The sequence below is a fragment of the Aminiphilus sp. genome (assembly GCF_029975095.1).
Taxonomy (GTDB): Bacteria; Synergistota; Synergistia; order Synergistales; family Aminiphilaceae; genus Aminiphilus.
On record NZ_JARKPW010000044.1, the window covers coordinates 1 to 1,585 of the forward strand.

The following is a 1,585-nucleotide window of genomic DNA, read 5'->3' on the forward strand; positions in this document are numbered from 1 at the left end:
GAGCCCGTCAGGGCCTGTGCCGGCCTTCTTTATATCCGCATTCAGCGCGCGAAGACGGCCCCCATGATGTTTTCCTGCGAAATCTCCGCTTTGTCCAGCACCCTGCGGACTTTCCCCTCATGCATCACCAGGACGCGGTCCGACAGCGCTACGACCTCGGGCAGTTCGGACGAGATGAGGATAATGCTCGTGCCTTTGTCAGCGAGGTCCGTGATGAGCTTGTGTATCTCCGCCTTCGCGTGCACATCGATGCCCCGCGTGGGTTCGTCCAGGATCAGAATCGAGGGCTCCGTGGCCAGCCACTTTGCGACCACCACCTTCTGCTGGTTCCCTCCCGAAAGGTTGTTCACCACCTGATCGAGTCCGCTCGTCTTGATTTCGAGCAGGCGGACGAAGGAATTCGCGAGCTCGCGCTCCTTTTTCCTGTTCAGCGTGCCGAGGAAACCCGAAAGAGTGCCGTGGATCGACATGGTGATATTTTCGCGGACCATCATCGGCAGGATGAGGGACTTTGTCTTGCGGTCCTCGGAGAGATACGCGATCCCGTTCTCGATCGCCTGGCGGGGAGAGCGCACGTGTATCTCTTTCCCTTGCAGGAACATTTTGCCCGAGGTTTTCTGCTCAGCGCCGAACATGAGGAGCGCGAGTTCGGTTCGCCCCGCCCCGATGAGTCCCGCCAGCCCCAAGATCTCTCCGCGGTGCAGTTCGAAGTTCACTCCGCTCACATTGGGCGGACCGGAGAAGTTCTCGATCTTTAGCAGTACCTCCGTCCCCGCCGCCTTGCTTCGGCTTGAGAAAAACGAGTGGATCTCTCTGCCCACCATGAGGGACACCAGCGAATCCCGGTTTGCAGCACTCGTCTCGAGTTCGCCGACGCGCCTGCCGTCGCGCAGCACGACAAGCCTGTCGGTCACTTCGAAGACTTCCTCGAGCTTGTGCGAGATGAAGATGACGGTGATGTTCTGGGCCTTCAGTTCCTTTATGATCTGAAAGAGCTTCCGCGTTTCCTTTTCGGTGAGGGAGCTCGTCGGCTCGTCCATGATGATGAGTTTTGCCTTTGTGAGGAGGGCCTTGCCGATCTCCACCATCTGCTGAAGGGCGACCGAGAGTTTGCCAACAGGGGTGGCGAGGGGTATCTGTACGCCTAGATACGAGAATATCTCCTGGGCCTTTTTTTTCATCGCGCGGAAATCGACCACTCCCGCCCTGGAGCGGATCTCTCGGCCGAGAAACAGATTCTCCAGCGCGGAGAGGTTCGGGCAGTTGTTGAGTTCCTGGAAGATGATCGCGATGCCCCTCTCCTGGGCATCCATGATGGACTTTATATTGAACTTGTTTCCGTGCCAGACCATGTCCCCGGAATCCGGCATATAGACACCAGAGATGATCTTTACGAGCGTACTCTTCCCTGCGCCGTTCTCGCCGAGCAGTCCGACGACCTCGCCCTCCCGAATGGAGAAATCGACGTCGTCGAGGGCTTTGACGCCAGGGAAACTTTTGCATATCTTCTTCAGCTGCAAAAGCGGTTCAGCCATGGCATCCTTCCTTTATTTGTTCTTGATCCGGTCGAGCACCGCGGCGAGCA

The 1,585-nt window shown here is 57.7% G+C and carries 1 protein-coding gene; it reads right to left on the minus strand.

Annotated features, from left to right (window positions below; translation table 11 throughout):
• Positions 1-41 precede the first annotated feature (41 nt).
• Positions 42-1,535 carry a sugar ABC transporter ATP-binding protein gene (locus tag Q1K49_RS02865; RefSeq protein ID WP_300522570.1) on the minus strand — a complete coding sequence of 498 codons (1,494 nt, stop codon included), beginning with the start codon at positions 1,533-1,535 and terminating at the stop codon, positions 42-44.
• Between the last annotated feature and the right edge of the window lie 50 nt (positions 1,536-1,585).